Genomic DNA, 24398 nt, shown 5'->3' on the forward strand with positions numbered 1-24398 from the left:
CTTGTCGTGACAGAAATACCCACGCCACAGACGCTCGCGGCAGCTCTGGTCGGCGCCCGTGAGGCGGCCTGCCTCACCCAGGAGGAACTGGCGGTCCGGTCGGGTCTCAGCGTGCGGGCGATCCGCAACCTCGAGACCGGGCACACCGCCCGCCCCCGCAAGCAGTCGCTGCTCCTCCTCGCCCGGGCCCTCGGTCTGCCCCCCGGACGGCTGCTGAGGCCGCCGCGTCCCGGAGGCCCGGCCGGGCCGATGCCCGCCGAGCTCCCCGCGGCACCGCGGCACCGGCTCGCCGGGAGGGAGCGGACCGTCGCCTCCCTGAAGACCCACCTCTCGGAGCGGGACCGCGGCGACGCGGGGCCCGCCGTCGTCGTGGGGCCGCCCGGCGCGGGGAAGACCTCGCTGGTCCTGCGGGCCGCGCACGGCGTACGCACCCGGTTCCCGGACGGGCAGGTCTTCGTGGACCTGCATCCCGCCTCCTCCCTGCCCTTCACGGCGGAGACGCTCGTCCGCCGCGTCCTGCGCTCCCTCGGCGCCGCGTCCACCGCGGACAGCGCGGAGGAGGCGGCCGCCCGGCTGCGGGACACGCTGAGCAGGCGCCGTGTCCTGGTGGTCCTCGACAACGTCGACAGCGAGGCGCAGGTCCGCCCGTTGCTCGTGGACGAGGTGCGCAGCGCCGTCCTGGTGGCCGCGCGGCGGGAACTGCCCGCGCTTCCCGCGCAGTTACGTCACCGGATCGGCGCTCTGGCACAGCCGGACGCCCACCGGGTGCTGGAGGACCTCGTCGGCGTCGCGCGCACCCGGGCGGAACGGTCCGCCGCCCTGAGCGTCCTGCACTCCTGCGCCCGGCTGCCGCTGGCCCTGCACATCGCCGGCCTGTGGCTCACGGCCCGGCCGCACCGGTCCCTGCGCGACCTGGCGGACCGCCTGGCGGACGAGCGGAGCCGCCTCGCGTTCCTGCGCGTCGGAGACCTCTCCCTGCAAGCGAGCGTGACGGCCTATCACCGGTTGCTGCCGCCCCCGCTCAAGGAGTCGCTGCGCCAACTCCACGCGGCGCCCGGGGAGTTCGGCGTGGAGGAGCTGCTGACCCGGGTGACGCCGTCCAGGGACCTCGCCGTCGACCTCGTCGAGGACCTGCTGCACCGCCAGATGATCCACGTCGCCGGCGTCGAGCGGAACGGCCGTATCCGCTACCGGTTGTACGACGCGGTGCGTCTGTACGTGGCGCACTGCCTCGCGGAACGCCGGCCGCTCGGAACCGGCACCTGAGAAGGGTCCCGTCGAGGGTCCTTCCGCCGAGTAGCGGCCGGCCGGCCGGCGGCGCACGATGGAGGCAGGGGGAGTCCGCCCCGCGAGCCGCTCAGCCGCCCGCGAGGCCGCCCCGAGGAGGTCAGGCATGGCCGACGCCATACAGCCGGGCGGTGTCGAGTCGGAGAACCACCCGTGGAAGATACGTCTCGTCGACCATCCCCCGCGTTTCGAGTCGGCGTTCTTCCGTGCCGCGAAACGGGTGGCGAAGAAGATCCTCGGCGAGATGGCCGACGAGGACCTGCCGTACGGGCCCCGTCCGGCCGGAGCCGAGCACTGGGAGATGCACCACGGGGGCAGCCTGTGGGTGAAGGGAGCGCGGGGCTGGCGGATGTACCGCGCCCGGGTCGGCATCGAGTGGAGCATGCAGTTCTGCGCCGACCCCGCCAAGGTGGACCGGCTGCGGCAGGACGCGGCCGAACTCGTGGACGCCTTCCCGCTCACCGTGCCCGCCCTGGCGGAACTGGGATACGAGGAGGCCGAGGACCTGCTGCGCGCCCCGGTCAAGGACGCCGACGGCGTCGAGGCGTGGACCGACTCCCTGTTCAACGCGTGTGTGCCGCTGAGCCACGGACACCACCAGGCGATCCTGCCCAAGGTGCCGCCCGGTGAACACCATTACCCCTGGCCGGTGAAGGCCGCGGACTACATCCGGTTCGACGACTTCCAGCTGTGGGTCACCCTGCCCGACGGAACCCACGGCGCCGTGGCCCCGGTGGACCGGCGCGGTTCCGGCGACGGGCACGTACGGCTGGCCTTCGTGCCCGAGGGCAGCGAGGCGGCGGACACCCTGGCGGAGGCCCAGGAGCTCGGCAAGATGGCGGTCCTGCCGCCGAGCAGCCCGGTCGCGCTGGAGGCGTTCGCGCGGCAGAACGGCCCCGGGCGGGGCACCGCGTCCGGACCGCCCGCCGGCTAGCGGGGGGGAACCCCCACCAACGTGGTCCGGCTACTGGAGATGCTGGAGGCCGACGACCCGGCGCGGCAGTTGCTCTGCTACGACCCCGGGGTCGGGACCATGTCGTCGGCCACCGCGCACGGGCCGGCCGGCCGGGGGCGAGCGTCCGGCTCCGGCGGGAACGCGACCCCGGGTACCGCCCGGACCTGCCCGGTCCGTCTGAGCCGGGAGGGTGGGCCGACCCGGACTGGACCAAGCCGGTTCCGCCGCCCGGGGGTTGAGGCCGGGGCGCGGGCGGTCAGGCCTCCCAGGCGGCGAGCCGGTCCAGCGCGGCGGCCGTCCGGCTGAACCCGTCCTCCCCCAGCAGGCCGCGCAGTTCGGCGTTGAACCGCTCGACCTCGGGCTGCGCGGCGGTCAGGGCGGCGCCTCCGGCTTCCGTCAACTCCAGGGCGACAGCGCGGTGTTCACGGGGATGCGGGTTCCGGGCCACCAGCCCGGCCGTGGTGAGCCGCCGGACGAGCGCGGTCACGGCGGACTCCCGAAGGCCGAGCGTGCGGGCGAGCTCCCCCTGCGTGACGCCCGGCCGGTCGCGCACCGCGTACAGCGCGCCGAGCTGGGCCGTGGTGACCCCCGCGGCGGCCAGACAGCGCCGGTCGGCGGTGGTGCGCAGCTGGTGCGCTGCGCGCTGCAGCAGGAAGAACAGGCGCTGGTCTGACGGCTCGGACATGGGCCGATCTTGACAGACGGGCGAGGGCCGCGCCAGTCTCACTTCACTAGTGAAGTGACTCATCCGGCCCGCATGGAGCACGAGGGAGAACGTGGAAACCCTGGACCTGGAACACGCCCGGAAGGCGCTCGCGGAGCAGCCCTTCAGCCAACTGCTCGGCGCCCGGCTGACGGCCTTCGGCGACGGAGGGGCCGAACTCGAACTGGACATCCGCACCGAACTGCTCCAGCAGTACGGCTTCGTGCACGGCGGGGTCCTCGGCTACGCGGCGGACAACACCCTGACCTTCGCCGCGGGCTCCGTCCTCGGCCCCCGGCTGATCACCGCCGGCTACACCATCGACTACCTGCGCCCGGCCCGTGGGACACTCCTGCGGGCCCGCGCCGAAGTGGTCCGGGCGGGCCGCACCCTCGCCGTCTGCCGGTGCGACGTCTCCGCCGTCGACGCGGAGGGCCGGGAGACCCTGTGCGCCGTGGCCCAGGGAACGATCGCCGTAATCCCCGAGCCCGTCTCTGGACGCCTTGCTGACGAGCCGTGAGACTCGGTGGGCATGGACCAGGAAACCGAAGTCCCGCGCGTCGAACTCACCCCTCAGGCCGCCGATCTGCTGCGCCGGCTGCGTGCCGCGCACGGTCCGCTGATGTTCCACCAGTCCGGCGGCTGCTGTGACGGCAGCGCGCCCATGTGCTACCCGGACGGCGAGTTCCGCACGGGCGCCTCGGACGTGCTGCTGGCCGAGCTGGAGGTCGAGGGCGTCGAGGAGCCGGTGACGTTCTGGATGTCGAGGAGTCAGTACGAGGTGTGGAGCCACACCCGGCTGATCGTGGACGTGGTACCCGGACGGGGCAGCGGCTTCTCACTGGAGGCACCCGAGGGGGTGCGCTTCCTCACCCGTTCTCGCGTAGTCGACGCATAGCCACCGCGCGGGCCACCGCGATCTGGTGCACTTCCCCCGAGTCCTGTGACAGTTGACAAGACATCAGGGGGGACAGTGGCGCGTCGTAGGAAGCGGTACGGAGCGGCGAGAGCGGTCTGCACGGTTCTCACGGCCTTCGGCGTGCTGGCCGGTGCGGCCCTGACGGGTGCGGCACCGGCCTCCGCCGTGCGGGGCGCCGGCACACGGATCGCGCCGGGTGTCACCTACGAGCAGTTCGACCTTCCGGCGGGCAAGGGCGTGACCCACGCCCATCTGCTGACCGTCGACCTGCGCGACCCGCACGTACGCCTGGACCTGCTGTACCCGGGCGCGGTGGCTGCCCGCGCCCCCGTCTCGCAGCTGGCCGACACGGCGGGGGCGGTCGCGGGCGTCAACGGCGACTTCTTCAACATCACCGAGACCCAGCACCCGGGCGTCGAGGCGACCGGTGCCACCGTGGGCCCGGCGATCGCGCACGGCCGGGTGCTCAAGGCGGCGGTGCCGGACGGGCAGCGGTTCGGCCCGGCGCTGCCGCCCGGCACGGCCACCGAGGACGTCCTCGGCGTGGGCACCGACCGGCGGGCCCGCCTGGACCGGCTCGCCCTCCACGGGTCCGTGCGCACACCGCAGGGACGGCTGCCGCTTGGCGGGCTCAACCAGTACGCGCTGCCGGTGGACTCCGTCGGCGCGTTCACCGCGCGGTGGGGCAGCGCCTCCCGGGTGCGCTCCACCTGCGGCACGGACACCGACCGGGCGGCCCCGTGCAGCACGGACACCTACGAGGTGACGGTCCGCCACGGCCGCATCGTGTCGGCCTCCGACAAGCCCGGCAGCGGTCCCATCGCCGCCGGCACCACGGTCCTGGTCGGCCGGGAGGCGGGGGCCGGGCAGTTGCGGAAGCTGTCCATCGGCGAGCGGGTGACGGTACGGCACGGGCTGGTGGCGTCCGCGTCCGGGGTCCCGTACCGCTTCGCGCTCGGCGGCTACCCGGTGCTGCGCGACGGGCAGCCGCTGCCCGGGCTCGATCACACCACCTCGGCGGTGCGCACGGCCGTGGGCATCGCGGGCGGCGGGCGACGGCTGCTGCTGTTCGCGCTGGACGGCGCGCCGGCCTACCGCAGTGGTCTGACGATCGCCGAAGTGGCCGACGGCATGCGGGCGTTGGGATCGGTCGACGCCTTCAGCCTGGACGGCGGCGGCTCGACGGAGCTGGTCGCGCGCGAGCCGGGCGCCACCGCGGTGTCGGTACGCAACCACCCGAGCGGCGGCGCCGAGCGCCCCGTGCCCAACGGCATCGGGGTCTTCTCGGCACCATGACGCGCGGGCCGCTCAGGGCCGCAGGCTGCCGACCAGTTCGGCGGTGGCGGTGAGCCCGCTGTGGATGGTGGGGGCCATGCTCGTGCTGGCCAGGTAGAAGCCGAGCAGCACGCAGACCAGGGCGTGGGACATCTTCAGCGCGCCGTTGCGAATGAAGATCACCGCCATGATCAGGAGCAGCAGCACCACAGAGATGGAAACGGCCATCGCGAACCTCCTCCGCCACATCCATTTCGCGGCGTTCGCCCGCAAGTGTGGCGTAGCGGAGGGTTCGCGCCATGGGCTGACATGTCCCCCGTTCGTGTGGTGTTTACGGGGTCGGGTGGGCGTCCAGGAACGCCTCCAGCCCCGTGAGGTCGTCGGTGTTGAGGTAGTCGACGCCGGCGGCGAGCAGTTCCGTCCACAGTGCGTCCCGCGGCGGGCCGGCCGTGTCGGGGGTGGCCCAGAACCGGACCTGCTGCCCGTGCGCGTGCGCGGCCCGGATGATGCCGCGCAGCCTCTGCCGCTCTGCGTCCGGGAACGGGCCGTCGCCCAGCCAGCTGAAGTTGAGCGTCCAGTTGTCGCTGATCAACGGGATGAAGGAGGCGGGGGCCGCGCCGCCGAGGTCGGTGAGCCGGCCGTCGTAGAAGGCCCGGCGCACGGTCTGGGCCTCCATGGGGGTACGGGCGGCCCGGTCGCCGGAGATCACGGCGGTGACCGGCCCCGGGTGGACGCGTCCGTGGGCGCAGGTCGTGAACAGGTGCTGGTAGCGCTGGAGGTGGCGGTCGAGTTCGAGGTACGTCGCGGAGCCCTCGGTCTTGATGTCGATGAGGAGTTGCAGCGGCCTGCGACAACCGCGGTACACCGAGCCGTGGTTGGCCTTCACCCGGGCGGCGAGCGGGTCGAGGTAGAGGGACTCGAGGGTGCGGGCCGGGTCGAGCTCGACCGGGTCGTGGGCGACGAGGAGCTGGTCGCCCACGAGGTAGATGTCCGCCTCGACGCTGCCGAAGCGGTGGCCGAGGGCGTCGAAGAGGGGGCGGGGGTGTTCGTAGTCGTTGTGGGCGTGGGCGCGCCACAACGGGCGCGGGCCGTGCTTCCGCTGCGCCGCCAGCGCCTGCGCGCCGGGCAGGGCGAGCGGACCCGCGAGTGCGGCGCCGAGGGTGGTGAGGGCTCTGCGACGGGTGGTGAGGGCCATGCTCTGCCTCCCTGGTAGGCCTTACGGAACCTCAGCGATTGTGCGATCCGTTCGGGGCCGAGGAGCAGGTCTGTGCGGGGAGTTGGCCGGACTGCCGTCATGAGTTCGCTTCGTCGCTGCAGTGCACACGAAAAAGCCCGTCCCTGGCGGGACGGGCTCTCTCGGGCTTTGGCCAGGTGTACGTCAGGGGGCGCGCAGGTCGACCAGTTCGGCCAGTGCCTCGCGGTGCGCGCCCGCCGTGCCGAGGGCGATCGAGTCCGCCTTGGCGCGCTTCAGGTACAGGTGAGCCGGGTGCTCCCAGGTCATCCCGATACCGCCGTGCAGCTGCACCGCCTCCTCGGCGGCGCGGACGGCGACGGGGGCCGCGTAGGCCTGGGCGACGGCGACCGCCACATCGGCATCCCGGCCGGTCGCGAGCGCGTCCGCCGCGTTGCGGGCCGCCGCGCGCAGGTTGACGACCTCCAGCCACAGCTGGGCCAGCCGGTGCTTGAGCGACTGGAAGCCCCCGACGGGCCGGTTGAACTGCTTGCGCTCCTTCAGGTACCGCACCGTCTCGGTCAACGCCCAGTCGGCGACGCCGAGTTGCTCGGAGGCGAGCAGTCCGGCCCCGGCGCGCAGCGCCCGCCGTACGGCGGGTTCGGCGGCGCCCAGCCGACGGCCGGGCGCCCCGTCGAGGCGCACGGTCGCCACCGGACGGGTCAGGTCCAGGGAGACCTGCGGAGTGACGGTCACGGCGTCGGCGTCGACGGCGTACAGCTCACCGTCGTCGGCGGGCACCAGCAGGACGTCCGCTACGGCCGCGTCCGCGATCCCGGCCAGCTCGCCGTGCAGGGCGCCGTCTTCCTGCCGTACGGCCTTGAAGCCGCCGCCCGGGGGCACGTGCAGGCCGACGGCGAGCGCGCCGATGGTCCGCCCGGAGGCCAGCCGGGTGAGCAGCTCGTCGTCGTCACAGGCCAGCAGGGCCTCCGTGGCCACCACCGCGCTGGTCAGATACGGCACCGGCGCGACCGCGCGGCCCAGCTCCTCCAGCACGACGGCGGCTTCCCGGTGCGTGGCGCCCTGACCGCCCCGCTCCTCGGGAACCAGGAGGCCGGCCAGGCCCATGCCGTCGGCGAGCGCCTTCCAGAGGGAGAGGTCGTGCGGGGCGTCCGACTCGGCGCGGGCGATCACGCCCGTCGCGTCGCAGTGGTCCGTGAGCAGGTCTCGGACGGCGGCGCGCAGCGCCTCTTCCTCCTCCGAGTACAGCAGGTCGGGCTCGGTGCTCATCGGGCGAGGTCCTTCCAGGCGACGTCCTTGTCGGTGCGCGGCTCGGCGGGCAGGCCCAGGACGCGCTCGGCGACGATGTTCAGCAGGACCTCGGTGGTCCCGCCCTCGATGCTGTTGCCCTTGGAGCGGAGGTAGCGGTAGCCGGCGTCACGGCCGGTGAAGTCGACCAGCTCCGGGCGGCGCATGGTCCACTCGTCGTACAACAGCCCCTCCTCCCCGCGGAGTTCGACTTCCAGGCCGCTGATCTCCTGGTTGAGGCGGGCGAAGGCGAGCTTCATACCGGAGCCCTCGGGGCCGGGCTGGCTGGCCACGAGCTGCTGGCGCAGGCGTTCGGCGGTGAGGCGGGAGACCTCTGCCTCGACCCAGAGCTTCAGCAGGCGCTGGTGCAGGTCGTGGGTGCGCAGCTCGGGGCGTTCCCGCCAGGTCTTGGAGACCGGGCCGATCATGCCGCCCTCGCGGGGCAGCCGCATGCCGCCGATGGCGACGCGTTCGTTGTTCAGCGTGGTCTGCGCGACCCGCCAGCCGTCGCCGACCTCGCCGAGGCGGCGGGCGTCGGGGATGCGGACGTCGGTGAGGAAGACCTCGTTGAACTCGGCCTCGCCGGTGATCTGGCGCAGCGGTCGCACCTCGACGCCGGGGTCGGTCATGTCGCAGAGGAAGTAGGTGATGCCCGCGTGCTTGGGCACGTCCGGGTCGGTGCGCGCGATGAGGATGGCCCAGCGGGCGATGTGGGCGTTGGACGTCCACACCTTCTGCCCGTTGACCACCCAGTCGTCGCCTTCACGAACGGCGCGGGTCCTCAGCGCGGCCAGGTCGGATCCGGCGCCCGGCTCACTGAAGAGCTGGCACCAGACCTCCTCCCCCGTCCACAGGGGCCTGAGGAACCGCTGCTTCTGCTCCTCGGTGCCGTAGCGCAGGATCGTCGGCGCGGCCATGCCGAGGCCGATGCCGATGCGCCGGGGGTCGTTGTCGGGGGCGCCCGCGGCCTCCAGCTCGGCGTCGACGACGGCCTGGAGGGAGCGCGGGGCGCCGAGGCCGCCGAGGCCCTCCGGGTAGTGCACCCAGGCCAGCCCGGCGTCGAAGCGGGCCCTGAGGAATTCCAGGCGGTCGGTGGTGGCCGGCGGGTGCGCGGCCAGCAACTCCGCAGTACGGCTCTTGAGTTCAGCTGCGTCTGTCATGCGGAGGCTCCGTTCTCCAGGGCGGGCACCACGGCGACGCGGCCGGTGGTCACGCCGTCGGCGACCCGCTGCACGGCGGCCGCGGCCCCGCTCAGCGGCACGCGCTCGCTCACCAGCGGCTTGATGGCGCCCCGGGCGGCCAGCTCGGTGAGCTGCTCGTGGCAGTGCTGGACCAGCTTGGGGTTCTTCGTGTTGTACAGGCCCCAGTGCAGGCCGAGGATCGAGTAGTTCTTCACCAGGGCGTGGTTCAGCCCCGGGCTGGGGATGCTGCCGCTGGCGAAGCCCACGATCACGATCCGGCCCTCGAAGGCGACGACCTTGGCGGACTGAGTGTAGGCCTCGCCGCCGACCGGGTCGTAGATCACGTCGGCGCCCCGGCCACCGGTGGCCTGCTTCACCGCCGCGACGACGTCCTCGGCACGCCGGTCGATCACGACGTCGCAGCCCAGCGTCCGGGCGACGGCGGCCTTGTCGGCGCCGCCCACCACGCCGATGACGGTGGCCCCGGCCGCCTTGCCGAGCTGCACGGCCGCGCTGCCGACCCCTCCCGCGGCAGCGTGGACCAGCAGCGTCTCGCCGGCCTCCAGACCGGCCCGGCGGTGCAGGCCGAACCAGCCGGTCTGGTAGCCGATGTGCAGTGCCGCGGCCTCCGCGTCGTCCAGCGACTCGGGCGCGGGCAGCAGGGCGGCGGCGTCGGCGACGGCGTACTCGGCGAAACCGCCGTACGGCAGCGCCGGGTTGGCGAGCACCCGCCGCCCGTCCTCCGTCTCTCCGCAGATCTCCACGCCCGGCGTGAAGGGCAGCGGCGGCCGGACCTGGTACTGGCCCCGGGCCATGAGTACGTCCGGGAAGTTGATGTTGGCGGCACGCACCTTCAGCAGGACCTGGCCGTCACCGGGGGTGGGCCGCTCCACTTCCTCGAGCCGCATCACCTCACTCGGCTCGCCGTTCTCGTGCACTTGCCATGCCTGCATGCGGGGCCTCCACGGGACTGCTTCGTCTGACCGGGGTCGACTGCATACTAAGCGGTCGCTTGCCTATGAGGGAACAGTCGGGTGCGTCACGTCCGCGCGGGCTTGGCGCGTACGTGCATCCGCTCCCCCTGCGGCCCGAACAGACTGAGGAACTCCACCGGCCCCTCCCCCGTCGACCCGAACCAGTGCGGAACGCGGGTGTCGAACTCGGCGGCCTCCCCGGCCGTGAGCACGACGTCATGCTCCCCGAGCACCAGCCGCAGCCGCCCGGCCAGCACGTACAGCCACTCGTAGCCCTCGTGGGAGCGCGGGTCCGGTTCGAGCCTGCGCTGCGGCTCCAGCACCTTGAAGGCCTGGAGCCCGCCGGGCTGGCGGGTCAGCGGCCAGTGGGTGCGCCCGCCCCGCACGATCGGCTTGGACCGTACCCGCGGGTCGACGACGGGCGGCGCGCCGACCAGCTCGTCCAGCGGCACCTGATGGGCCTGCGCGATCGGCAGCAGCAGTTCGAGGCTGGGTCTGCGCAGGCCGGACTCCAGCCGGGACAGGGTGCTGACGGAGATCCCCGTCGCTTCCGACAGCGCCGCCAGGGTCACCTCCCGGTCCTTGCGGATGCGGCGGAGCCGGGGGCCCACTTCGGCCAGTACGTCGTCGGTGCTCATGTCTTTTATTGCAGGATCGGCAAGGACGTTTGTCAATCCCGCAGGGCTTGGGCGACTGTCTCACCATGACCGAGAACACCGAGAACACCTATGAAGTCGTCATCGTCGGAGGCGGGGCGGCCGGCCTGTCCGCCGCGCTGGTGCTCGGCCGGGCCCGGCGCCGCACGCTGGTGGTCGACGCGGGCGAGCCGCGCAACGCGCCCGCCGCGCACATGCAGGGCTATCTGTCACGGGACGGCATGCCGCCCGCCGAGTTCCTGGCCGTGGGCCGCGCGGAGATCGCGCGGTACGGCGTCGAACTGGTCCGGGACCGGGCGGTGGACGCCGCCGCGGGAACCGGCTTCACCGTGCGGCTGGAGAGCGGGCGCACCGCGCACGCCCGGCAGCTGGTCGTCGCCACCGGCCTGAAGGACGAGCTGCCGCCGGTCGCGGGCCTCGCCGAGCGCTTCGGCCGGGATGTGCTGCACTGCCCGTACTGCCACGGCTGGGAGGTGCGCGACCGGGCCTTCGGCGTGCTCGCCACCACGCCGATGAGCGCCCACCAGGCCCTGATGGTCAGCCAGTGGTCCAAGGACGTGACCCTCTTCCTGCACACCGTCACCGAGACGGGGTTGACGGACGACGATCTGCGCCGGCTGGCGGTGGCCGGCGTCCGGGTGGTCCCCGGCGAGGTGGCCGAGCTCGCCGTCGCCGACGACCGGCTCACCGGGGTCCGGCTCGCGGACGGTCGGTGTACGAACGCGAGGTGCTGTTCGTGGCGCCGCGTGCCGTGCCGCGGACCGGCCTGCTCTCCCGGCTGGGCGCGGAGATGAGGGAAACACCCTTCGGTACGTACCCGGTGATCGACGAACGCGGCCTGACGACCGTGCCCGGGCTGTGGGCGGCGGGCAACGCGAGCGGCTTCGCGGAGCAGGTGGTCAATGCGGCCAGCCGCGGCTACCGGGCGGGCGCGGCGGTCAACGCGGAGCTGCTGTTCGCCGATCTCGACGCGGCCGTGGGGGTGTAGCCGCGGCGGCCCCGTTGCACCATGGCTGCATGCTGCTGACCCGGCTCGCCCACGTGTCCCGGGAGGTCGCCGCGACGTCGGCGCGGTCCCGGAAGACCGCCCTGCTCGCGGAGCTGTTCCGGGAGGCGGAGGCGGACGACGTGCCGATCGTCATCCCGTACCTGGCGGGACGGCTGCCGCAGGGGCGGCTCGGGGTGGGCTGGAAGGTGCTGTCCCGCCGCGTGCCGCCCGCCGCCGAGCCGTCCCTCACCGTGCGCGAGGTCGACGCCCGGCTCTCCGAGCTCGGCAAGGTCTCCGGGCCCGGATCCCAGGCGGAACGGGCCCGGCTGGTCGGCGAGCTGATGGGCGCGGCCACCGAGGACGAGCAGCGCTTCCTGCTCGGGCTGATCACCGGCGAGGTGCGGCAGGGTGCGCTGGACGCCGTCGCGGTGGAGGGACTGGCCGGGGCGACCGGCGCGGACGCGGCGGACGTACGGCGGGCGGTGATGCTCGCCGGTTCGCTGCAGACGGTCGCCGAGGCGCTGCTCGCCGAGGGGCCGGCGGCGCTGGACCGCTTCCGGCTCACCGTCGGCCGCCCCGTGCTGCCGATGCTCGCGCACAGCGCCTCCTCGGTCGCCGAGGCGGTCGAGAAGCTGGGCGCGTGCGCGGTGGAGGAGAAGCTGGACGGCATCCGCGTGCAGGTCCACCGGGACGGGTCCACGGTACGGGTCGTCACCCGGACCCTCGACGACATCACCGACCGGCTGCCCGAAGTGACATCCACCGCGCTGGAGTTGGCGGGCGAGCGGTTCATCCTGGACGGCGAGGTGATCTCCTTCGACGCGGCCGGGCGGCCCCGCTCCTTCCAGGAGACGGCGGGCCGGGTCGGCTCCCGGACGGACGTGGCGAAGGCGGCGCAGGAGGTACCCGTCTCCCCCGTCTTCTTCGACGCGCTGGTGGTCGACGGCCGCGACCTGCTCGACCTGCCGTTCGCCGAGCGGCACGCGGAGCTGGCCCGGCTGGTGCCCGAGCCGATGCGGGTGCGGCGGACGCTGGTGTCCGGGCCGGAGGACGTCACCGAGGCGGAACGGTTCCTCGCCGACACCCTCGCCCGTGGCCACGAGGGCGTGGTCGTGAAGGCCCTCGACGCCCCGTACAGCGCGGGCCGGCGCGGCGCGTCCTGGCTGAAGGTCAAGCCCGTGCACACCCTCGACCTGGTGGTCCTGGCCGCCGAGTGGGGCCACGGCCGCCGCACCGGCAAGCTGTCCAACCTCCACCTCGGCGCCCGCGCCGCCGACGGCGGCTTCGCCATGCTCGGCAAGACCTTCAAGGGCATGACCGACGCGATGCTCACCTGGCAGACCGAGCGGCTGCGGGAACTGGCCGTCGAGGAACACGGCTGGGGGGTGACCGTGCGCCCCGAACTCGTCGTGGAGATCGCCTACGACGGCCTGCAGCGCTCCACCCGCTACCCGGCCGGCGTGACCCTCCGCTTCGCCCGGGTCGTCCGCTACCGTGACGACAAGCGTCCTCAGGACGCGGACACCGTCGAGACGCTGCTGGCCGCCCATCCGGAGGTGAGGCCGTGAGCCCGACCGCGCCGAAGCGCAGCGCCGGACTGCTGTTGTTCCGGCACACGGACGACGGCCTCGAGGTGTTGCTCGGGCATATGGGCGGGCCCTACTTCCTCAGGAAGGACGCCGGCGCCTGGACCGTCCCCAAGGGCGAGTACGACCCCGGTGAGCCCGCCTGGGAGGCGGCCCGCCGGGAGTTCCAGGAGGAGCTGGGCCTGCCGCCGCCCGACGGGAAGGCCGTGGCACTGGGCGAGGTCCGGCAGACGAACGGCAAGATCGTCACGGCCTGGGCGGTCGAGGCCGACCTGGACCCGCGGGCGATCGACCCGGGCACCTTCACGATGGAGTGGCCTCCCAGGTCGGGCCGCGTCCAGGAGTTCCCCGAGCTGGACCGTGTGGAGTGGTTCGGCCTGGACCGGGGCCGCGAGGTGATCGTCACGGCGCAGGCCGCGTTTCTGGACCGGCTGGCGGAGCACTCGGCCGAGTAGCCGCTCCGCGTTGCGGTGCCCACCGCCGCGCGGGAAGGTCGTAACACAGCCCTGCTCCGAGGGAGGTCAGCCATGCCCATCGCGACGGTGAACCCGGCGAACGGCGAGACGCTCAAGACGTACGAGGCCCTGGGCGAGGAGGAAGTGGAGCGCCGGCTCCAGCTCGCCGAGGCCACCTTCCGCACGTACCGGACGACGACCTTCGCGGAGCGCGCCCGGCTGCTGACCAAGGCCGCCGATCTCCTCGACGAGGACCAGCAGGAGATCGCCCGCGTCATGACCACCGAGATGGGCAAGCCGGTCAAACAGGCCCGCGCCGAGGCCGCGAAGTGTGCCAGGGCGATGCGCTGGTACGCCGAGCACGCCGAGGGGCTGCTCGCCGACGAGGAGCCGGCGGAGCACGACGTGAAGGACTCCGGTGCCTCCCGGGTCCGGGTGCGCTACCGGCCGCTCGGCCCGGTGCTCGCCGTGATGCCCTGGAACTTCCCGCTGTGGCAGGTGATCCGCTTCGCGGCGCCGGCGCTGATGGCGGGCAACGTGGGCCTGCTCAAGCACGCCTCCAACGTCCCGCAGACCGCCCTGTACCTGGAGGACCTCTTCCACCGGGCGGGCTTCAGCGAGGGCTGCTTCCAGACCCTGCTGATCGGCTCCGCGGCGGTCGACGACATCCTGCGCGACGAGCGGGTGAAGGCGGCCACGCTCACCGGCAGCGAGCCCGCGGGCCGGGCGGTCGCCGCCACCTCCGGCGAGATGATCAAGAAGACGGTGCTGGAGCTGGGCGGCAGCGACCCGTTCGTCGTCATGCCGTCGGCCGACGTCGACCGGGCCGCCGAGGTCGCGGTGACCGCGCGGGTGCAGAACAACGGGCAGTCGTGCATCGCCGCGAAGCGGTTCATCGTGCACACCGACGTGTACGACCGCTTCGCCGAACGGTTCGTCGCGGGCATGAAGGCGCTGAAGACCGGCGATCCGCTGGAGGAGGACACGGAGATCGGGCCGCTCTCCAGCGAGCAGGGCCGGGCCGACCTGGAGGAACTGGTCGACGACGCCCGGCGCGGCGGGGCCGGCGTGCTGTGCGGCGGCGAACGGCCGGAGGGGCCCGGCTGGTACTACCCGCCGACCGTCCTCGCCGGCATCACCCGCGAGATGCGCATCCACCGCGAGGAGGCCTTCGGGCCGGTGGCGACCCTGTACCGGGCCGAGGACCTGGACGAAGCGGTGCTCATCGCCAACGACTCGCCGTTCGGGCTGAGTTCGAACGTGTGGACGCGTGACGAGGCCGAGGTGGACCGGTTCGTACGGGATCTGGAGGCCGGTGCGGTGTACGTCAACGGCATGACGGCGTCCCATCCGGCGTTTCCGTTCGGCGGTGTGAAGCGGTCCGGGTACGGGCGTGAGCTGTCCGGGCACGGAATCCGGGAGTTCTGCAACATCACGACCGTTTGGCAGGGTGCGTGACGGTTCCACGACTACCATCCCGTCTGTGAACCGCGAAGTGACTCTGCCTCTGATCGTCGACGACCGCGGTACCTTGCAGGTGTCTGCGGCCGAAGTGAGCAAGCTGCTCCGCACGGTGGGCGGGAGGTGGCTGCGTCTCGTCGAGGCGGGGCAGGAGGGGCTCGACGAGGACACCGTGGCCGCGTTGACGATCGAGCTCGCGAAGCTGGCCGACCGGATTGATGTGGCGTGCATCGCGCACAGCAGCGGGGGCGCGCCGTAGCGGCGTCCGGACACGGGGTCACCGGTCTGGAGTAACCCGACGCGAGATCGTCGCCCTCCCGGGTGATCGTGGATGAACCACCTCCTGAGGTGAACCACCTTCTGACCGGCGGGCTCCTGCCTGCCGGACGGCGAAAGCAGGCACGGTTCATGGCGACTTTGTGCAGACCCTCGGTGTCGGTTCCGGAACACGTGATCACGATGGAGGAGACGCTGGAGCTGGCGCGCTCCCGCCACGCGGACCACCCGCAACTGCCGCTGGCGCTCCGCCTGATCGAGAACACGGGCGTACGGACCCGGCACATCGTGCAGCCGATCGAGGACACCCTGAAGCACCCGGGCTTCGAGGAGCGCAACAAGCTCTACGAGGCCGAGGCCAAGGCCCGGGTCCCCGCGGTGATCCAGCGCGCGCTCGACGACGCGGAGCTGCTCACCACCGACATCGACGTGATCGTCTTCGTCTCGTGCACGGGCTTCATGATGCCCTCGCTCACGGCGTGGCTGATCAACGAGATGGACTTCGACAGCACCACCCGGCAGATACCCATCGCCCAGCTGGGCTGCGCGGCCGGCGGAGCGGCGATCAACCGGGCCCACGACTTCTGCACGGCCTACCCCCGGGCCAACGCGCTGATCGTGGCATGCGAGTTCTGCTCGCTGTGCTACCAGCCCACCGACATCGAGGTCGGCTCGCTGCTCTCCAACGGCCTGTTCGGCGACGGCATCGCCGCCGCCGTGGTCCGCGGCAGGGGCGGCACCGGCGTGGAACTCGAGCGCAACGGCTCGTACCTGATCCCCAAGACCGAAGAGTGGATCATGTACGACGTCCGGGCCACCGGCTTCCACTTCCTGCTGGACAAGCGGGTCCCGGCGACGATGGAGCCGCTCGCCCCGGCGCTGCAGAACCTGGCCGGCACGCACGGCTGGGACGCGTCCGACCTGGACTTCTACATCGTCCACGCCGGCGGTCCCCGAATACTCGACGACCTCAGCAAGTTCCTGCAGGTCGACCCGCACGCGTTCCGTTTCAGCCGGGCCACGCTCACCGAGTACGGCAACATCGCCAGCGCCGTCGTGCTGGACGCGCTGCGCCGGATGTTCGACGAGGGCGGCGCCGAGCACCGGGCGCGCGGGCTGCTGGCCGGATTCGGTCCCGGCATCACCGCGGAGATGACGCTGGGTCGCTGGCGCGGCGAGAACGAAGAGACGGCATGACCGAGGACACGCTGACCGAGACGCTCGCCGAGCCCTCGCACCCGATCCGGCCCTGGCCGGCGCTCGACCCGGCCGGGGTGGAGTTCGACCCGGTGCTGACCGAGCTGATGCGCGAGGGACCGGTGAGCCGCATCCGGCTGCCCGAGAAGGGGGCGTTGACCCGGGGCCCCGAGACCCTTCCGGTGACCTGGAGGTGAGCGATCGATGACGGCGACCGAGGGGCTGCTCGTGCCACCGGGCCACGGCCGGGTCGTGCAGACGCCGGCCCAGCGCGTGACCTTCAAGGTGACCGGCATGCACTCGCGGATGGCCTCCACCTTCGAGGTGGAGGTCCCGCCGGGCTTCGACGTGGGCGCCCATGTGCACACACGCAGCGAGGAGCTGTTCTACGTGCTCGAGGGCGAGCTGGACGTCCTTGCCTTCGAGCCGCGCATCCGTACCCCCGACAACTGGCGGAAGTGGGAGTCGAGTTCGGGCAGCCGGGTGGTCCGGGCGACCCCGGGCACGGTCATCGTCGTACCCCCCGGCTGCCCACACGCCTTCGCCAACCCCACGGACGCCCCGGCGAAGATGTTCTTCCAGGCGTCTCCGCCGCCCGATCACGAGCTCTATTTCGAGGAGCTGCTGGAGATCCTGGGGAACGGGGGGCCGCCCGACCAGCAGGCCATCGAGGAACTGAGGGCCAAGTACGACATCGAGCAGCTGACGCCGTTGAGGCACCGGTGAGCCCTTGCGGCGCTACCGGATCGGCATGCCCGACAACGTGCGCGCGATCACCAGGCGCTGGATCTCGCTCGTACCCTCGAAGATCGTGTAGATGGCCGCGTCCCGGTGCATGCGCTCCACGGGGTACTCACGGGTGTACCCGTTGCCGCCCAGGATCTGGATCGCCTGCGCGGTGACCTTCTTGGCGGTCTCGCTGGCGAACAGCTTGGACATCGAGCCCTCGGCCGCGGTGAACGGCTTGCCGTTGACCGCCATCCAGGACGCGCGCCAGACCAGCAGACGGGCGGCGTCGATCTGCGTCCGCATGTCCGCGAGCCGGAAGGCCACACCCTGGTTGTCGATGATCGGCCGGCCGAACTGTTCACGGGTCTTGGCGTAGTCGAGGGCAACCTCGTAGGCGGCCCGGGCAGTACCCACCGCCATGGCTCCGACCGCGGGGCGGCTCGCCTCGAACGTGGCCATCGCCGCGTTCTTCACCCGCTCCCCGCCCGCCTTGGCCCTCTCCCGGGCCCGGGCCAGGCGCTCGTCCAGCTTCTCCTTGCCGCCGAGGAGGCAGGAGCCGGGGACGCGCACGTTGTCCAGGATGACCTCGGCGGTGTGCGAGGCGCGGATGCCGTGCTTCTTGAACTTCTGGCCCTGCGCGAGGCCCGGCGTGCCCGGCGGGACGATGAAGGAGGCGTGGCCCTTGGAGCCCAGCTCCGGGTCGACCACGGCGACGACGACGTGGACGTTGGCGATGCCGCCGTTGGTCGCCCAGGTCTTCGTGCCGTTGATCACCCACTCGTCCTTCGCCTCGTCGTAGACCGCACGGGTGCGCATCGAGGCCACGTCGGAACCGGCGTCGGGCTCGGACGAGCAGAAGGCGGCCACCTTGACGTCGTCCGCGTCGCCGTACATCTGGGGTATCCAGGTGCCGATCTGCTCCTCGGTTCCGTTGGCGAGAACGCCCACGGCGGCGAGACCGGTGCCCACAATGGACAGGGCGATGCCCGCGTCGCCCCAGAACAGCTCCTCCATGGCCATCGGGATGCCGAGGCCGGTGGGGTCGAAGTACTGCTGCGCGTAGAAATCGAGGGAGTAGATGCCGACCTTGGCGGCCTCCTGGATGACCGGCCAGGGAGTCTCCTCACGCTCGTCCCATTCGGCGGCCGCGGGCCGGATGACGTCGGCGGCGAAGCCGTGCAGCCAGTCCCGGACCTCCTTCTGTTCGTCGTTGAGCTCCATGGTGAACTCGGCCATGTCCCCTCCAGCGGCGGCACGTGCTGTTACCTGCGGTAACAGGAGTCTGTTACTCGCCGGTAGGAAAAGTCAACTCCCGGCCGCTTCTCGGCATCCCGTTCGATGTCAGGGCCGCGGTCAGTGTTAGTTTGCGCAGGCGTCACCGAATCAGCACGGGCGGGGAGAGAACACATGGACACCACGCAGCGGACCGATCAGCAGCGATCCGCCGACCGCCGACGGCGCGAGCTGCTGGAGGCCGCCGACCGGGTGGTGCTCCGCGACGGCCCGCAGGCCTCGATGAACGCCATCGCGGCGGAGGCGGGTATCACCAAGCCGATCCTGTACCGCCACTTCGGCGACAAGGGGGGTCTTTACGCCGCCTTGGCCAAGCGGCACACCGACGCCCTGCTCGATTCCCTGCGGGCCGCGCTGGACGCCCCGGCGGAGCGGCGGGAGCGGGTCGAGTCCACGTTGGACACCTACCTTGCGGCCATTGAGGCTCGGCCTCAGGTCTATCGGTTCCTGATGCACCCCGCGGAGGGCGGTCAGGGGGGTGACCAGGGGTTCGACGTCGGCAAGCATTCGGCTCCGCTGCTTCGGCGGATGGGTGAGGAACTGGCCCAGGTCATCGAGGAGCGGCTGGATCTCGGGCCGGGCAGTCAGCAACTGGCCCGGGTGTGGGGGCATGGGATCGTCGGCATGATGCATGCCGCCGGTGACTGGTGGCTCGGGGAACGGCCCTGCTCGCGCGCGGAATTGGTTCGCAGCCTGGCCGACCTGCTGTGGGGCCGCTTGGCGGCGGCAGGCGACAGGATCGGCGGCCCGGGGTTCTGATCACGGCCCCCACGGCGCTCGCGCGGCCTGCCGCAGCACCCTCCGCCTACGCCACCCCGTGAGGTGATCCACGTAAACGCGGCCCCCGAGATGGTCGCACTCGTGCTGCAAGCACCGAGCGAACCATCCCGTGCCATGGACGGTGACCGGCTCCCCCGTCACCGTGAAACCCTCGACCACCGCGTGGTCGTACCGTTCTGTCCCCGCCTCCAGCCCCGGCAGGGACAGGCAGCCCTCGGGACCGCGGACGACCACACCGTCCGCCTCGACCAGCCGGGGGTTCACCACATGGCCGAGGTGACGCACGTCCTCGTCGTCGGGGCAGTCGTAGACGAACACCCGCACCGGCTCGCCGATCTGGTTCGCGGCCAGGCCCACGCCCTGCGCCGCGTACATCGTCGCGAACAAGTCCTCCACGAGCCGGACGAGTCCGGGGCCGAAGTCGGTGACCTCCTCGCAGGGGGCGTGCAGCACCGGGTCGCCGAGCAGGGTGAGAGGCCGGACCCGCCCGCGGGCGCCCGGAATGGAACCGTGTCGCATGGCCGCAAGGGTACGGTTCCTTCGGCCCACGCCCGCCGCGCAGGCGTGGGCCGCTGTTCGGGCAGGTGAGTGAAGCTCGATAGGCTTCAGGTCCACACCACGTTGCCGGATGGCTCAGGCGCGGCGCGTACGCAAGGAGGATCGAGAACTGATGGCAGGCAACTCGGACCCGCTCACGCCGCGGGCCAAGCTGGCCGTGACCGCGGGCAAGGCGGTCGCGGCGGCGTCGCGCGCCGCGGGGCGCGGCAGCGGATCGGTGATCGGCGGCCGGGTGGCACTGAAACTCGACCCCGACCTCCTCGCCCGGCTCGCCCAGAACCTGGACGTCGTCCTGGTGTCGGCGACCAACGGCAAGACCACCACCACCCGGCTCATCGCCGAGGCCCTGCGGGCCGCCGGCCCGGTCGTGTCCAACGCGCTGGGCGCCAACATGCCGGCCGGCATCACGTCGGCGCTGGCGGGCGGCTCGGACGCCAAGTTCGGCGTGATCGAGGTCGACGAGAAGTACCTGGCCGGTGTGGCCCGGGACACCGACCCCAAGTGCATCGCCCTGCTCAACCTCTCCCGCGACCAGCTCGACCGCGCCGCCGAGACCCGGATGCTGGCGGAGAACTGGCGTGAGGGCCTGGCCGGGACGAAGGCCGTCATCGTCGCCAACTGCGACGACCCGCTGGTGGTGTGGGCCGCGTCCTCCTCCCCCAATGTGATCTGGGTCGCCGCCGGGCAGATGTGGAAGGACGACGCCTGGTCCTGCCCCTCCTGCGGCGGTGTGATGCAGCGGCCGGGCGACGACTGGTTCTGCGGCGAGTGCGGCTTCCGCCGTCCGAGGCCGAGCTGGGCGCTGTCCGGGGACCACGTGCTCGACCCGCACGGCTCCGCCTGGCCGATCCACCTGCAGCTGCCGGGCCGCGCCAACAAGGCCAACGCCACCTCCTCCGCGGCCGTCGCCGCCGTCTTCGGCGTGCCGCCGCAGGTCGCGCTGGAGCGGATGTACCAGGTGCAGGCGGTCGCGGGACGGTACGACGTCGTGCAGTTCCAGGGCCGTGACCTGCGTCTGCTGCTGGCGAAGAACCCGGCCGGCTGGCTGGAGACGTTCTCCCTGATCGACCCGCCGCCCGCCCCGGTGATCCTCTCCGTGAACGCCCGCGGCGCCGACGGCACCGACACCTCCTGGCTGTGGGACGTCGACTACACGCGGCTGACCGGCCACCCGATCTTCGTCATCGGCGACCGGAAGCTGGACCTCGCGGTCCGCCTGGAGGTCGCCAACCAGCACTTCCAGGTCTGCGAGAACCTGGACCAGGCCGTGCAGACGTGCCCGCCGGGCCGGGTCGAGGTCATCGCGAACTACACCGCGTTCCAGGACCTGCGCCGCCGCGTCGGCAACTGACCACGAAGGACGATCACTTGATGAGCGACAACCAACTGCGGCTGGTGTGGATCTACCCCGACCTGCTGAGCACCTACGGCGACCAGGGCAACGCGCTCGTCGTCGAGCGGCGGGCCCGGCAGCGCGGCCTGGACGTGGCGCGGCTCGACGTGCGCAGCGACCAGCCGATCCCCACCTCCGGCGACATCTACCTGATCGGCGGCGGTGAGGACCGGCCGCAGCGGCTCGCGGCCGAGCGGCTGCGCCGCGACGGGCACCTGTACCAGGCGGTGCAGAACGGCGCGATCGTCTTCGCGGTGTGCGCCGGCTACCAGATCCTCGGCCACGAGTTCGTCAACGACCTCGGCCAGCGCGAGCCCGGCCTGGGCCTGCTCGACGTGACCACGACGCGTGGCGAGGGCGAGCGGTGCGTCGGCGACGTCCTCGCCGACATCGACCCGCGCCTGGGCCTGCCCCAGCTGACCGGCTTCGAGAACCACCAGGGCGTCACCCACCTCGGCCCCACCGCCCGCCCCTTCGCCCAGGTCCGCCTGGGCAAGGGCAACGGTACGGGTGACGGCACCGAGGGCGCGTACAACGACACCGTCTTCGGTACGTACATGCACGGGCCCGTCCTCGCCCGCAACCCGCAGATCGCCGACCTGCTGCTGAAGCTGGCGCTGGACGTCAACGCGCTGCCGCCGGTCGACGACCGGTGGTACGAGGCGCTGCGCAACGAGCGCATCGCGTCCGCGCAGCAGCCCGCCTGAACCGGCCGGTCCAGAGGTATTCAAGTCGCCTTCAGGCTCCCTCCGGCAGGGTTGTCCGTGGGCCCGCCTGACACTGCGTCCGCTCACATGTGCGGGCGCGTCCAGCAGGCGGACGCCCGCTACGGAGCCACCCCCTCACGCCGGTAGGGTGGCCGGGATCCAGCCGGACAGCGTGGTCCGGTTTCCCGGCCCACGTTGAGAAGGTTATTCGGGCTATGCGCATTGGTGTCCTCACGTCCGGCGGCGACTGCCCCGGCCTGAACGCCGTCATCCGGTCCGTCGTGCACCGTGCCGTCGCCGACCACGGCGACGAGGTCATCGGGTTCCGGGACGGCTGGAAAGGCCTCCTGGAGTGCGACTATCTGAAGCTCGACCTCGACGCCGTGGGCGGCATCCTGGCGCGCGGCGGTACCATCCTCGGCTCCTCCCGGGTCCGCCCGGAGCACCTCAGGGACGGTGTGACGCGAGCCAGGGGCCATGTCGAGGAGCTCGGCCTGGACGCGATCATCCCGATCGGCGGTGAGGGCACGCTGAAGGCGGCCCGCCTGCTGTCGGACAACGGTCTGCCCATCGTGGGCGTGCCGAAGACGATCGACAACGACATCGCGGTCACGGACGTCACCTTCGGCTTCGACACGGCCGTCGGTGTCGCCACCGAGGCCCTGGACCGGCTGAAGACCACCGCCGAGTCCCACCAGCGCGTGCTGATCGTGGAGGTCATGGGCCGCCACACCGGCTGGATCGCCCTGCACTCCGGCATGGCGGCGGGCGCCCACGCCATCGTCGTACCGGAACGCCCCTTCGACATCGAGGAGCTGGCCCGGAAGGTCGGCGAGCGCTTCGAGGCGGGCAAGCGGTTCGCCATCGTGGTGGCGGCCGAGGGCGCCAAGCCGAAGGCCGGCTCCATGGAGTTCGACGAGGGCGGCAAGGACATCTACGGCCACGAGCGGTTCGCCGGGATCGCCCGGCAGCTCTCCGTCGAGCTGGAGGAGCGGCTCGGCAAGGAGGCGCGGCCGGTGATCCTCGGGCACGTGCAGCGTGGTGGCACGCCGACCGCGTACGACCGCGTCCTGGCGACCCGCTTCGGCTGGCACGCGGTGGAGGCCGCGCACCGCGGGGAGTTCGGCAAGATGACCGCGCTGCGCGGCACGGACATCGTGATGGTGCCGCTGGCGGAGGCGGTGGAGACGCTCAAGACCGTGCCGCAGGAGCGGTACGAGGAAGCGGAGTGCGTCCTGTAGGCCACCTGTGCGTGAACACCGCCCCCGGTCACACCCGTGACCGGGGGCGGTCCTACTCTGGGGTGCGGACAGACAGCTGTGGACAGACAGCGCACAACCCCCACGAATCAGGAGCCGGCGGATGCATCACAGCGGGCACGGCATGATCATGGATCTGCCGCCGTTCACGCTGGGGCGGGGTCTTCAGTGGTCGGCGGACCCGTTCTTCCTCGTCGCCTGCCTGGTGGGGCTCGGGCTGTACGGCTGGGGTGTGGTGCGGCTGCGGCGGCGCGGTGACGCGTGGCCGGTGGGCCGGACGGTCTCGTACGCCGTCGGTGTGCTGACCATCGGGCTGGTGATGTGCACCGGGCTGAACGACTACGGCATGGTCATGTTCAGCGTGCACATGGTGCAGCACATGGTGATCAGCATGCTGTCGCCGATCCTGGTCCTCCTCGGCGCCCCGGTCACCCTCGCGCTGCGCGCGCTGCCGACCGCGGGCCAGGGGCGCAAGGGTCCGCGCGAGCTGCTGCTGGCGCTGCTGCACAGCCGGTACATGCGGGTCGTCACGCATCCGGCGTTCACGATCCCGCTGTTCATCGCGAGTCTGTACGCGCTGTACTTCACGCCGGTCTTCGACCTCCTGATGGGGTCGAAGACGGGGCACGTCGCGATGATGGTGCACTTCCTCGCGGTGGGCGTGGTGTTCTTCTGGCCGATCATCGGCGTGGACCCGGGGCCGTACCGGCCGGGGCACCTGATGCGGATGCTGGAGCTGTTCGCGGGCATGCCGTTCCACGCGTTCTTCGGGATCGCGCTGATGATGGCCTCCACGCCGATGGTGGAGACGTTCAGGAATCCGCCCGCCTCGCTCGGCATCGACGCGCTCTCCGACCAGAACGCGGCCGGCGGCATCGCCTGGGCGTTCAGCGAGATCCCGTCCGTGCTGGTGCTGATCGCGCTGCTGTTCCAGTGGTACGGCTCGGAGCAGCGGCAGGCCAAGCGCAAGGACCGGGCCGCGGACCGGGACGGGGACCAGGAGCTGGAGGCGTACAACGCGTACCTGGCCTCACTGAACGCACGGGAGGGCTGAGAAAGCCGGGAACACGGGGCACCATGGAGGGACGGACCCTGAGGAGGCTGGTGCGATGCCCGGTTCCACGAACGGTTCCACGAAGGCCATGGGGGTGCTCACCGTCGGCGGACTCGTCGTGGTGACGGCCTACACGGTGGCGCTCGGCAGCAACGGCTGGCTGTGGTTCGGCTGGGTCGTCCTCGGACTGCTCACGCTCGCGATGATCGTGACCCAGAGCCCCTGAGCACCCC

Annotated in this window: 26 protein-coding genes and 2 pseudogenes; 19 read left to right on the top strand and 9 right to left on the bottom strand. The window is 72.0% G+C overall.

All coding sequences use genetic code 11. From position 1 onward, the window contains the following. Positions 1–6 precede the first annotated feature (6 nt). Positions 7–1266 (top strand): NB-ARC domain-containing protein, encoded by a 1260-nt coding sequence (locus ACIBBH_RS24735; protein ID WP_399408029.1) that lies wholly within the window; start codon positions 7–9, stop codon positions 1264–1266. Positions 1267–1393: 127 nt separating this feature from the next. Beyond that, complete coding sequence (locus ACIBBH_RS24740; RefSeq protein WP_399408031.1) at positions 1394–2221, top strand: DUF6424 family protein; 828 nt, start codon at positions 1394–1396, stop codon at positions 2219–2221. Positions 2222–2498: 277 nt separating this feature from the next. Here ACIBBH_RS24740 and ACIBBH_RS24745 read toward each other — a convergent pair whose 3' ends face one another. Next, the gene (locus tag ACIBBH_RS24745; protein WP_399408033.1) at positions 2499–2927 is read right to left on the bottom strand and encodes a MarR family winged helix-turn-helix transcriptional regulator; all 429 of its coding nucleotides are present in this window, start codon (positions 2925–2927) and stop codon (positions 2499–2501) included. A gap of 91 nt (positions 2928–3018) precedes the next feature. Between ACIBBH_RS24745 and ACIBBH_RS24750 the strand changes: the two genes are divergently transcribed. The 3 genes from ACIBBH_RS24750 (at position 3019) to ACIBBH_RS24760 (ending at position 5160) form a co-directional block, all read left to right on the top strand. Further along, positions 3019–3465, top strand: a complete 447-nt coding sequence (locus tag ACIBBH_RS24750) for a PaaI family thioesterase (protein WP_399408035.1) — start codon at positions 3019–3021, stop codon at positions 3463–3465. A gap of 12 nt (positions 3466–3477) precedes the next feature. Then, positions 3478–3843, top strand: coding sequence for a DUF779 domain-containing protein (locus ACIBBH_RS24755; protein ID WP_399408038.1), 366 nt, complete (start codon positions 3478–3480; stop codon positions 3841–3843). 75 nt (positions 3844–3918) lie between these two features. Next, positions 3919–5160 carry a phosphodiester glycosidase family protein gene (locus tag ACIBBH_RS24760; RefSeq protein WP_399408040.1) on the top strand — a complete coding sequence of 414 codons (1242 nt, stop codon included), beginning with the start codon at positions 3919–3921 and terminating at the stop codon, positions 5158–5160. A 12-nt stretch (positions 5161–5172) separates the two neighbouring features. Here the strand turns inward: ACIBBH_RS24760 and ACIBBH_RS24765 are convergent, their stop codons facing one another. The 6 genes from ACIBBH_RS24765 to ACIBBH_RS24790 form a co-directional block, all read right to left on the bottom strand. Beyond that, positions 5173–5367: a hypothetical protein gene (locus ACIBBH_RS24765; RefSeq protein WP_399408042.1), complete on the bottom strand. Its 195-nt coding sequence runs from the start codon at positions 5365–5367 to the stop codon at positions 5173–5175. A gap of 103 nt (positions 5368–5470) precedes the next feature. Further along, positions 5471–6334: a phosphatidylinositol-specific phospholipase C/glycerophosphodiester phosphodiesterase family protein gene (locus ACIBBH_RS24770; protein ID WP_399408044.1), complete on the bottom strand. Its 864-nt coding sequence runs from the start codon at positions 6332–6334 to the stop codon at positions 5471–5473. 183 nt (positions 6335–6517) lie between these two features. Beyond that, a complete protein-coding gene (locus tag ACIBBH_RS24775) occupies positions 6518–7600 on the bottom strand; it encodes an acyl-CoA dehydrogenase family protein (protein ID WP_399408046.1) in 1083 nt (360 codons plus the stop codon). After that, positions 7597–8778, bottom strand: coding sequence for an acyl-CoA dehydrogenase family protein (locus tag ACIBBH_RS24780; RefSeq protein WP_399408048.1), 1182 nt, complete (start codon positions 8776–8778; stop codon positions 7597–7599). Before ACIBBH_RS24780 ends, ACIBBH_RS24775 begins: the two co-directional genes overlap by 4 nt. After that, positions 8775–9752 carry an NADPH:quinone oxidoreductase family protein gene (locus ACIBBH_RS24785; RefSeq protein ID WP_399408050.1) on the bottom strand — a complete coding sequence of 326 codons (978 nt, stop codon included), beginning with the start codon at positions 9750–9752 and terminating at the stop codon, positions 8775–8777. Before ACIBBH_RS24785 ends, ACIBBH_RS24780 begins: the two co-directional genes overlap by 4 nt. Positions 9753–9838: 86 nt before the next feature. Then, positions 9839–10411 (bottom strand): helix-turn-helix domain-containing protein, encoded by a 573-nt coding sequence (locus tag ACIBBH_RS24790; RefSeq protein WP_399408052.1) that lies wholly within the window; start codon positions 10409–10411, stop codon positions 9839–9841. Positions 10412–10476: 65 nt separating this feature from the next. On the opposite strand from ACIBBH_RS24790, the pseudogene ACIBBH_RS24795 reads away from it, so the two are divergent. From ACIBBH_RS24795 to ACIBBH_RS24830, 8 genes and pseudogenes are all read left to right on the top strand, one after another. Further along, positions 10477–11417 (top strand): annotated as a pseudogene (locus ACIBBH_RS24795) (NAD(P)/FAD-dependent oxidoreductase). A gap of 29 nt (positions 11418–11446) precedes the next feature. Continuing rightward, complete coding sequence (locus ACIBBH_RS24800; RefSeq protein WP_399408053.1) at positions 11447–12985, top strand: ATP-dependent DNA ligase; 1539 nt, start codon at positions 11447–11449, stop codon at positions 12983–12985. Continuing rightward, the gene (locus ACIBBH_RS24805; protein WP_399408055.1) at positions 12982–13458 is read left to right on the top strand and encodes an NUDIX domain-containing protein; all 477 of its coding nucleotides are present in this window, start codon (positions 12982–12984) and stop codon (positions 13456–13458) included. Before ACIBBH_RS24800 ends, ACIBBH_RS24805 begins: the two co-directional genes overlap by 4 nt. A gap of 72 nt (positions 13459–13530) precedes the next feature. Then, the gene (locus tag ACIBBH_RS24810; RefSeq protein ID WP_399408057.1) at positions 13531–14916 is read left to right on the top strand and encodes an NADP-dependent succinic semialdehyde dehydrogenase; all 1386 of its coding nucleotides are present in this window, start codon (positions 13531–13533) and stop codon (positions 14914–14916) included. Between the two features lie 25 nt (positions 14917–14941). Further along, entirely contained in the window at positions 14942–15178 is a 237-nt protein-coding gene (locus ACIBBH_RS24815; protein ID WP_388790152.1) for a DUF6213 family protein, read from the top strand. A gap of 116 nt (positions 15179–15294) precedes the next feature. After that, positions 15295–16392 (top strand): type III polyketide synthase, encoded by a 1098-nt coding sequence (locus tag ACIBBH_RS24820; RefSeq protein ID WP_399408319.1) that lies wholly within the window; start codon positions 15295–15297, stop codon positions 16390–16392. Then, positions 16389–16535, top strand: a pseudogene (locus ACIBBH_RS24825) (cytochrome P450); the annotation flags it as partial. The gene ACIBBH_RS24820 and the pseudogene ACIBBH_RS24825, both read left to right, overlap by 4 nt. Positions 16536–16596: 61 nt before the next feature. Further along, positions 16597–17118 (top strand): cupin domain-containing protein, encoded by a 522-nt coding sequence (locus ACIBBH_RS24830; RefSeq protein ID WP_399408059.1) that lies wholly within the window; start codon positions 16597–16599, stop codon positions 17116–17118. A 12-nt stretch (positions 17119–17130) separates the two neighbouring features. On the opposite strand, the gene ACIBBH_RS24835 is transcribed toward ACIBBH_RS24830, so the two are convergent. Further along, positions 17131–18357, bottom strand: coding sequence for an acyl-CoA dehydrogenase family protein (locus tag ACIBBH_RS24835; protein WP_399408061.1), 1227 nt, complete (start codon positions 18355–18357; stop codon positions 17131–17133). A 171-nt stretch (positions 18358–18528) separates the two neighbouring features. On the opposite strand from ACIBBH_RS24835, the gene ACIBBH_RS24840 reads away from it, so the two are divergent. After that, positions 18529–19173 carry a TetR family transcriptional regulator gene (locus ACIBBH_RS24840; RefSeq protein WP_399408063.1) on the top strand — a complete coding sequence of 215 codons (645 nt, stop codon included), beginning with the start codon at positions 18529–18531 and terminating at the stop codon, positions 19171–19173. Here ACIBBH_RS24840 and def read toward each other — a convergent pair whose 3' ends face one another. Beyond that, on the bottom strand, positions 19174–19713 hold the full coding sequence (gene def / locus ACIBBH_RS24845) for a peptide deformylase (protein ID WP_399408065.1): 540 nt from the start codon (positions 19711–19713) through the stop codon (positions 19174–19176). 151 nt (positions 19714–19864) lie between these two features. Between def and ACIBBH_RS24850 the strand changes: the two genes are divergently transcribed. The 5 genes from ACIBBH_RS24850 to ACIBBH_RS24870 all read left to right on the top strand — a co-directional run bounded on the left by ACIBBH_RS24850 (position 19865) and on the right by ACIBBH_RS24870 (position 24391). Continuing rightward, entirely contained in the window at positions 19865–21103 is a 1239-nt protein-coding gene (locus tag ACIBBH_RS24850; RefSeq protein ID WP_399408067.1) for a MurT ligase domain-containing protein, read from the top strand. Between the two features lie 20 nt (positions 21104–21123). Next, positions 21124–21852: a type 1 glutamine amidotransferase gene (locus tag ACIBBH_RS24855; protein ID WP_399408069.1), complete on the top strand. Its 729-nt coding sequence runs from the start codon at positions 21124–21126 to the stop codon at positions 21850–21852. 215 nt (positions 21853–22067) lie between these two features. Continuing rightward, a complete protein-coding gene (locus ACIBBH_RS24860) occupies positions 22068–23093 on the top strand; it encodes a 6-phosphofructokinase (protein WP_399408071.1) in 1026 nt (341 codons plus the stop codon). A gap of 121 nt (positions 23094–23214) precedes the next feature. Further along, positions 23215–24165: a cytochrome c oxidase assembly protein gene (locus tag ACIBBH_RS24865; protein WP_399408073.1), complete on the top strand. Its 951-nt coding sequence runs from the start codon at positions 23215–23217 to the stop codon at positions 24163–24165. A gap of 55 nt (positions 24166–24220) precedes the next feature. Continuing rightward, complete coding sequence (locus ACIBBH_RS24870; protein WP_361435722.1) at positions 24221–24391, top strand: hypothetical protein; 171 nt, start codon at positions 24221–24223, stop codon at positions 24389–24391. The last annotated feature ends 7 nt before the right edge of the window (positions 24392–24398 follow it).

The sequence above is a fragment of the Streptomyces sp. NPDC051636 genome, from assembly GCF_044453765.1.
Lineage (GTDB): Bacteria > Actinomycetota > Actinomycetes > Streptomycetales > Streptomycetaceae > Streptomyces.

Coding starts and splice junctions, on each gene's coding strand:
- ACIBBH_RS24740 (WP_399408031.1), top strand. CDS start 1,394: ATGGCCGACGCCATACAGCCGGGCGGTGTCGAGTCGGAGAACCACCCG.
- ACIBBH_RS24745 (WP_399408033.1), bottom strand. CDS start 2,927: ATGTCCGAGCCGTCAGACCAGCGCCTGTTCTTCCTGCTGCAGCGCGCA.
- ACIBBH_RS24755 (WP_399408038.1), top strand. CDS start 3,478: ATGGACCAGGAAACCGAAGTCCCGCGCGTCGAACTCACCCCTCAGGCC.
- ACIBBH_RS24765 (WP_399408042.1), bottom strand. CDS start 5,367: ATGGCCGTTTCCATCTCTGTGGTGCTGCTGCTCCTGATCATGGCGGTG.
- ACIBBH_RS24770 (WP_399408044.1), bottom strand. CDS start 6,334: ATGGCCCTCACCACCCGTCGCAGAGCCCTCACCACCCTCGGCGCCGCA.
- ACIBBH_RS24775 (WP_399408046.1), bottom strand. CDS start 7,600: ATGAGCACCGAGCCCGACCTGCTGTACTCGGAGGAGGAAGAGGCGCTG.
- ACIBBH_RS24780 (WP_399408048.1), bottom strand. CDS start 8,778: ATGACAGACGCAGCTGAACTCAAGAGCCGTACTGCGGAGTTGCTGGCC.
- ACIBBH_RS24785 (WP_399408050.1), bottom strand. CDS start 9,752: ATGCAGGCATGGCAAGTGCACGAGAACGGCGAGCCGAGTGAGGTGATG.
- ACIBBH_RS24790 (WP_399408052.1), bottom strand. CDS start 10,411: ATGAGCACCGACGACGTACTGGCCGAAGTGGGCCCCCGGCTCCGCCGC.
- ACIBBH_RS24800 (WP_399408053.1), top strand. CDS start 11,447: ATGCTGCTGACCCGGCTCGCCCACGTGTCCCGGGAGGTCGCCGCGACG.
- ACIBBH_RS24810 (WP_399408057.1), top strand. CDS start 13,531: ATGCCCATCGCGACGGTGAACCCGGCGAACGGCGAGACGCTCAAGACG.
- ACIBBH_RS24830 (WP_399408059.1), top strand. CDS start 16,597: ATGACGGCGACCGAGGGGCTGCTCGTGCCACCGGGCCACGGCCGGGTC.
- ACIBBH_RS24835 (WP_399408061.1), bottom strand. CDS start 18,357: ATGGCCGAGTTCACCATGGAGCTCAACGACGAACAGAAGGAGGTCCGG.
- ACIBBH_RS24840 (WP_399408063.1), top strand. CDS start 18,529: ATGGACACCACGCAGCGGACCGATCAGCAGCGATCCGCCGACCGCCGA.
- def (WP_399408065.1), bottom strand. CDS start 19,713: ATGCGACACGGTTCCATTCCGGGCGCCCGCGGGCGGGTCCGGCCTCTC.
- ACIBBH_RS24850 (WP_399408067.1), top strand. CDS start 19,865: ATGGCAGGCAACTCGGACCCGCTCACGCCGCGGGCCAAGCTGGCCGTG.
- ACIBBH_RS24855 (WP_399408069.1), top strand. CDS start 21,124: ATGAGCGACAACCAACTGCGGCTGGTGTGGATCTACCCCGACCTGCTG.
- ACIBBH_RS24860 (WP_399408071.1), top strand. CDS start 22,068: ATGCGCATTGGTGTCCTCACGTCCGGCGGCGACTGCCCCGGCCTGAAC.
- ACIBBH_RS24865 (WP_399408073.1), top strand. CDS start 23,215: ATGCATCACAGCGGGCACGGCATGATCATGGATCTGCCGCCGTTCACG.
- ACIBBH_RS24870 (WP_361435722.1), top strand. CDS start 24,221: ATGCCCGGTTCCACGAACGGTTCCACGAAGGCCATGGGGGTGCTCACC.